Source organism: Mesorhizobium sp. M0208 (genome assembly GCF_040322015.1).
Taxonomy (GTDB): Bacteria; Pseudomonadota; Alphaproteobacteria; order Rhizobiales; family Rhizobiaceae; genus Mesorhizobium.
In genome coordinates, this window is sequence record NZ_JAMYSP010000081.1 from 1 (window position 1) to 7,005 (window position 7,005).

At 58.7% G+C, this 7,005-nt stretch carries 6 protein-coding genes; 5 read left to right on the plus strand and 1 reads right to left on the minus strand.

Annotation, left to right across the window (positions count from 1 at the left end; all coding sequences use genetic code 11):
• The 5 genes from NKJ17_RS33150 to NKJ17_RS33170 form a co-directional block, all read left to right on the plus strand.
• Nucleotides 1-1,015: amidohydrolase family protein (locus tag NKJ17_RS33150; RefSeq protein ID WP_352691911.1), on the plus strand; the 1,015-nt coding region annotated here is incomplete at its 5' end.
• Nucleotides 1,016-1,232: 217 nt separating this feature from the next.
• Entirely contained in the window at nt 1,233-2,816 is a 1,584-nt protein-coding gene (locus NKJ17_RS33155; RefSeq protein WP_352691913.1) for an ABC transporter substrate-binding protein, read from the plus strand.
• Nucleotides 2,817-2,828: 12 nt separating this feature from the next.
• Nucleotides 2,829-3,779, plus strand: coding sequence for an ABC transporter permease (locus tag NKJ17_RS33160; RefSeq protein ID WP_352691915.1), 951 nt, complete (start codon nt 2,829-2,831; stop codon nt 3,777-3,779).
• 8 nt (nt 3,780-3,787) lie between these two features.
• Complete coding sequence (locus tag NKJ17_RS33165) at nt 3,788-4,606, plus strand: ABC transporter permease (RefSeq protein WP_352691917.1); 819 nt, start codon at nt 3,788-3,790, stop codon at nt 4,604-4,606.
• A complete protein-coding gene (locus tag NKJ17_RS33170; protein WP_352691919.1) occupies nt 4,606-6,261 on the plus strand; it encodes an ABC transporter ATP-binding protein in 1,656 nt (551 codons plus the stop codon). The genes NKJ17_RS33165 and NKJ17_RS33170 overlap by 1 nt, the downstream gene beginning before the upstream one ends.
• Nucleotides 6,262-6,562: 301 nt before the next feature.
• Here the strand turns inward: NKJ17_RS33170 and NKJ17_RS34200 are convergent.
• The coding region (locus tag NKJ17_RS34200) for a LysR substrate-binding domain-containing protein (protein ID WP_502906597.1) at nt 6,563-7,005 on the minus strand (443 nt) is incomplete at its 5' end.

Sequence of the window (7,005 nt, forward strand, 5' to 3'; positions counted from 1 at the left end):
GGCTCTTAAAGACCGGTATAGCCTCCATCCCTATATTTCCAAGCGTTGGCGCGATCATCTCGATCAGTATGGCGAGTTGGGGTTCGATGCCGGCGGCCTTTATGACGGCTTTACTCCATCTACGTGCCGTCGCGATGCCTGGCCGGATGAAGGGCCACCCGGATCGGACCTGGCGTTGATGAGGAAGCAGCACCTCGACCCCAACAATGTTGTGTTCGGCGTGCTCCAACCCATGGTAGCGCTGGGCAACGGCGGTCGCAATCTCGATCTCAGCAACGCGTTGTCAACGGCAATGAACGATTGGCAGATCGCCGAGTTTGTCGAGCCGGAGGATCGGCTGAGAGCGTCCGTTGTGGTCGTTCCGGATGATGCCCTTTCCGCAGTCGCAGAAATCGAAAAGCGGGCGCTCGATGCGCGCTTTGTCCAAGTGGAGATATTTACGGGGACAACCGAGCCATTGGGACATCGACGCTACAGGCCCATCCTGGAAGCGGCGGCTCATCACGGCCTTCCGATCGGCATGCACGTTGGTGGCCGGCTTGGCTCACGGACTGCCAGCGGCTGGCCATCCTACTACTGTGAGTTTCATTTATATAACACATTCGCTGCGCAGACGCAGCTTATGAGCCTCATTCTTGATGGCGTGTTCGATCAATTGCCATCTCTCAAGGTGATCATCGTCGAGAACGGCTGTGCCTGGTCGATTGGACTTGGCCACCGGCTTGACATGTTGTGGCGGCGCATGGGCTCGGAAGTGGCAAGCTTAAAATATCCGCCTTCCCATTATCTGCGCCGGCATTTTTATTTTTCCACACAACCCGTGGAAGAACCGGACAATCCCGAGGAGCTCAACTATCTGTTTGATCAAATCGGCTGGGACAGGCTGCTCTATGCGAGCGATTATCCTCACTGGGACTTCGACGATCCGCGTTATGCCTTCAAGGCTCGAATATCCGAGGAACACAAGGCGCAGCTGCTTCGGGAGAACGCCAAGGAAGTCTATCGGATCCTGTAACGCGAACAGCGGAAGAAAAACCGTATTCGCAGCTTCCATCCGGGAATTCGGATCAAACCGTCACGTCCGCGAGGACGTTCTGGAGCGAACGTCCCCTCTGATTCCGAGGTGTTGCCGAAGGTGAACCGAGCTTCTTGAGATCGCACGAGGGCAGCCACTGGTCACCTCGTGTGGGTGCAGCCAATAACCGATTAATAAAAGAAGAGGGGAATTAAAGATGAATGATGAAATCAATTTTCTCAGTGAGTGCGTCGCGAAAGGTAAGCTGTCCCGGCGCGATTTCTTAGGTCGGGCAGCGACACTTGGCCTTGGTGCAATCTTGGCTAACAATCTGCTGGCTGAAGCCGCTAGGGCGGAGGGGCCAGTCAAGGGCGGCACGCTCAAGGCCGGGTTAATGGGTGGACAAGCGACGGACACTCTCGATCCAGCGACCCTAACAAATGATGTTCAGTTTATCTTCAGCCGCCTGTGGGGCGAACAACTCGTAGAGCTGGACGCGAATCAAAAACTGCAGCCGGTACTTGCCGAGGAATGGGGCGCATCGAAAGACGCCAAGGCCTGGACGTTTAAAATCCGCAAGGGCGTGCAATTTCACAACGGCAAGGAGATGACGCCCGCCGACGTGCTAGCCACATTGGAACGTCACTCCGACGCTAACTCGAAGTCGGTTATGCTCGCCTTTATGCACGGGATCGACAAGATCGCCGTCGACGGCCAGAACATCGTCTTCACTCTAAAAGAAAGCAATGCAGACTTCCCAGTCATAATGAACGATGTCCACCTGATGATTCAGCCAAATGGCGGCAAGGACAACCCGAACGCAGGCATCGGCACGGGTCCATACAAGGCCACGGTCAACGAAGCTGGTGTTCGACTTGGCGGCGAGAGGTTCGCCGGCTACTGGCGGGACGATCGCGGCTTTGCCGACCAGATCGAGATTATTGTCATCAACGACGCGACAGCCCGCACCTCTGCTTTGCAGAGCGGGCAGGTTCACATGATTAACCGAGTCGATCCGAAGGTGATCGAACTCCTCAAGCGCTTCCCTGACATCACCGTCCGCAACGTTGGAGGCCGTGGGCATTCTTATTTTTGCTGCCAACTCGATACAGCGCCCTTCAACAATAATGACCTGCGGCTCGCCCTGAAATATGCAATCGACCGCGAAGAGATGGTCCAAAAGGTTCTGGGGGGTTACGGCTCCGTCGGCAATGACACGCATATAAACAAGTTTTATCCACTCTTCACCGAAATCGAACAACGCAAATACGATCCGGACAAGGCGGCCTTCCATTACAAAAAGTCAGGGCACTCCGGTTCGGTGCTCCTTCATACATCGGAGGGCGCATTCACAGGAGCGGTGGATGCTGCTCAGCTGTACCAGCAGAGCGCGGCCAAAGCGGGGATTAGTATCGACGTTAAACGTGAACCAGCTGATGGCTACTGGACAAACGTGTGGCTCAAACAGCCGTTCGTGGCAAATTCTGGTCCGGGCCGTCCAACCCAGGACATGGAGTATTCTCTGAAGCTCCAATCTAAAGCGGTATGGAACGAAACTCACTTCCACAGCGAGAAGTTCGACCAGATGATAGTCCAGGCACGCGGCGAACTCGATGCCGACAAGCGTAAGAAGCTTTACGCCGACATGGGCCAAATCATCCACGATGAGGGCGGCCTGATCATCCCGATGTTCAATGATTACATCGACGCCACGGGCCCGCGTGTTGGCGGATGGGCCAAGAATGGCAACGATCGATTCATGAACGGCTACGCGCTGACCAAGTGCTGGCTGCAGGCCTGAGGGCCTGAGAATATGGTTCTCAAGCTTATTGCCCAGCGCGTCGCGCTGGGCATCCTCCTGTTGCTCGCCGTTTCGGTCCTCATTTTTGTTGGCACGAATCTTCTGCCCAGCGACGTGGCGCAATCCATTCTCGGCCCGTCGGCCACGCCACTGGCGCTCGCCAATCTTCGAAGGGAGATGGGCCTCAATGACCCCGCCTATGTCAGATATCTCCGCTGGCTTTTCGGAATCCTGCAAGGCGATCTGGGCACTGCTCTCACCAGCGGGCTCGATATCGCCGCTTCCATCAAGGAGCGGCTGTGGAATACGCTGTCCCTGGCCTTCTGGGCGGCGATTATCGCCGTCCCGCTCGCGATTATCCTCGGGCTGTCGGCTGTGCGTCATCGCGATAGCCTCATCGACAAACTGATCACCGGCCTGGCACTCGCGTCGACATCGGTACCGGAATTCTTCATCGGCTATCTCTTGGTTTATTTCTTCGCCGTGAAGTTCCACATCTTCCCAGGCATTTCGATGGTGTATGAGGGCATGCCCGTACTCGATAAGATGAAGGCAATCGCAATGCCCTGTACGACGCTCACGCTGGGCATCCTCGCCCATATGATGCGTATGACGCGGGCGGCGATCCTCAACGTCATGCAGTCGGCCTATGTCGAGACGGCGGAGCTCAAGGGGCTTTCGGCCTTCGCGGTCATCCGCAAGCACGCTTTTCCAAACGCGATCGCGCCGATCATCAACGTCATCATGCTCAACCTCGCCTATCTCGTGGTCGGCGTGGTGGTGGTCGAGGTGATCTTTGTCTATCCCGGCATGGGCCAGTATCTGGTCGACCATGTCGCCAAGCGCGACGTGCCGGTCGTGCAGGCTGTTGGGCTGATCTTTGCCGCCGTTTATATCTCCTTCAATGTCGTGGCCGACGTGGCATCCATTCTTGCCAATCCGCGCCTCAGACATCCGAGGTAAGGAGCACCATGATAGGACGTATTCCCCTCGGCGCCCTGATCGGCCTTGTTATCACCACCCTCTTCTTCCTCATCGCGATCTTTGCACGGTGGATCGCCCCCTACGGCCTCGGCGACATCGCAGGAGGAGTTTGGGAGCCGATGTCGGGGAAGTTTCTCTTCGGCACCGACAATCTTGGCCGCGACCTACTCTCGCGCATGATCTATGGCGCCCAGACGACGATCCTGATCGCGGTGCTGGCTACACTGCTTTCCTTCTCGATGGGGGCAATACTCGGCTTCACCGCTGCGGTGGTCGGCGGCTGGTTCGATATGTTGATCTCGCGTTGCGTCGACCTGCTGATGGCGATCCCGACGCTGATCTTCGGTCTCGTGGTGCTCTCGGTGCTGCCGTCCAATGTCGTGACGCTGATCCTGGTCATGGGCGTTCTCGACTCAACTCGGGTCTTCCGCCTGTCGCGGGCGGTGGCGGTCGACCTCAATGCGATGGATTTTGTAGAGGCTGCGAAGCTGCGGGGTGAAGGCAAATGGTGGGTTATCTTCGCCGAAATCCTGCCCAATGCCCTGTCCCCGCTGGTTTCGGAACTCGGCCTGCGCTTCATCTATGCGGTGCTGTTCTTGTCGACGCTGTCCTTCCTCGGGCTTGGCGTGCAACCGCCGGTCGCTGACTGGGGCGGCATTGTCAAGGAAAACAAGGACGGCATCGTCTTCGGCATCGCGGCAGCGCTGATCCCCGCCGCAGCGATCGCGGCGCTGGGGATCTCGGTCAACCTCGTCGCCGACTGGGTGCTCAACCGCACGACGAGTCTCAATGGAGGACGCGGGTGATGGCCGACAGCAAAGCGAAGCCCGGCGTGCTTCTCGAAATCCGCAATCTGCGCATCGAGGCGACCGTCTTCCCGCCCGGCGAACCGCCGAAGGATATCGTGCTGGTGCACGATGTCTCGCTGACGCTCGAGAAGGGCAAGGTGCTTGGCCTGATCGGCGAATCCGGCGCAGGCAAGTCGACCATTGGCCTATCGTCGATGGGCTATGGCCGCGGTGGTGTGCGCATCACCGGCGGCGAGGTCATCCTGAACGGCCGCGACATCCTCAAGGGCGGCAAGGACGGTTTTCGCAAGCTGCGCGGCCGCGAGGTCTGCTATGTCGCGCAGTCGGCGGCCGCCGCGTTCAACCCGGCGCATAGGCTGATGGACCAGGTGGTGGAAGCCACGCTGCTGCACGGCACGGCGACACGCGCCGAGGCCGAAAAGCGCGCCATCGCGCTGTTCAGGAAGCTCAGCCTGCCGAACCCCGAAACCATCGGCGAACGCTTTCCACACCAGGTCTCGGGCGGCCAGCTGCAGCGCGTGATGACGGCGATGGCGCTGTGCTCCGAGCCCGACCTGATCGTCTTCGACGAGCCGACCACGGCGCTCGACGTGACGACGCAGATCGACGTGCTGGCGGCGATCAAGGACGCCATTCGCGATACCCATGTGGCGGCACTCTATATCACGCACGACCTTGCCGTCGTCGCCCAGGTCTCCGACGAGATCATGGTGTTGCGCCATGGCCGACTGGTCGAATGGGGCGGCACAAGGCAGATTATCAAGGAGCCGCGTCAGGAGTACACCAACGCGCTGGTGTCGGTGCATGAGATCGAACACGCCGAACAGAAGCCCGGCACGACGCCGTTCCTGTCGGTGAAGAACGTCACCGCCGCCTATGGCCGCAGCCATATCAAGGTGCTGAAGAACGTCTCGGTCGACATCTATCCGGGCCAGACGCTGGCTGTGGTCGGCGAATCCGGCTCCGGAAAATCGACGCTCGCGCGAGCGATCACCGGCCTGCTGCCGCCCCAGCAGGGCGAGGTCACCTTCGACGGACGCAAGCTCTCGAACCGGCTGGCCAACCGGACGAAGGAAGACCTCCGCCAGCTTCAGATGATCTATCAGATGGCCGATGTGGCGATGAACCCGCGCCATACCGTCGGCACGATCATCGGCCGGCCGCTGACCTTCTATTTTGGCCTCAAGGGTGCCGAGCGCGACAGGCGTGTCAAGGAGCTGCTCGAGGAAATCGAAATGAGCAAGGGCTTCATTGACCGCTATCCGGCCGAACTGTCGGGAGGTCAGAAGCAGCGCGTCTGCATCGCCCGGGCGCTGGCGGCCAAGCCCAGGCTCATCATCTGCGATGAGGTAACTTCGGCCCTCGATCCGCTGGTGGCGAACGGTATCCTGAAGCTGCTGCTCAATCTCCAGCAGATCGAGCAGGTGGCTTACCTCTTCATCACTCACGATCTCGCGACGGTGAAGTCGATCGCCGATTCCATCGCCGTCATGTATCGCGGCGAGGTCGTGCGCTATGGGGCAAAGAGCCAGGTGCTGACGCCGCCGTTCGATGACTATACCGATCTCCTGCTGTCGTCCGTGCCGGAGATGGAGCTCGGCTGGCTGGAGAAGGCTACCGCAGGGCGGAGGATGGCGAGTGCAGGGAATTAGCGATGTAAGTCTTCGTGATACCACCAGTTCAATGAGGGTTCCCTGCGCCGGTGCCTCCCTTCACCAGAGCAAGCTTGCCCGGCCTTTGAGCCGGGCCTTTTCGTTCGAATTCGCACGCGATAATATTGTCGTTCCGAGAGACCGCGTTTGGCAAATCGATCGCGCCTGAGAACATAGTGGGCGAGTACGCAACGGCGGCTGTCACGCCAGCGCCGACTTTAGCCGCAAATCGAAATCCCAAGCCATCGCATGTGCCCCGCGGGTTCCTACACCTGAAAGCATGATGCACGCCAGGGCGTCCTTAACCTTCAGTATGTCGGTTATAGAGGGCAAACCTTGCTGTGCCGGAAAGCGGTGGCCTGCTAGCTCGATTAGAGCTGCGCTCATTCGATAGCAGCGCACATGCGTAGGGTTCCAAAACCTCAAGCCTGGCGTCCAACCTGACTATGAGCCAACAGATGAAACGTTGGCATGTGGCGGAGGGCGGACTCACCTCTGGCAGCACGGCATAATAGCTATTTTCCGTTTCCATCGGCAGGTCGAGAACGACCTGAAGTTCGCCGGATTTCAATTCCTGCTCGATCAGGTAACGTGGAAGCAGCGCATAACCCATGCCGGCAACCGCCGCTTCGATGATCATCGAGAATTGATCGAATTCGGTGCGGATTCCGACGTGAAGCCGGCCGCCATTCCGATCAAAGACCGGCCAGCATTCCGATATGAAGCCGGCCAGCGTTCCAATCA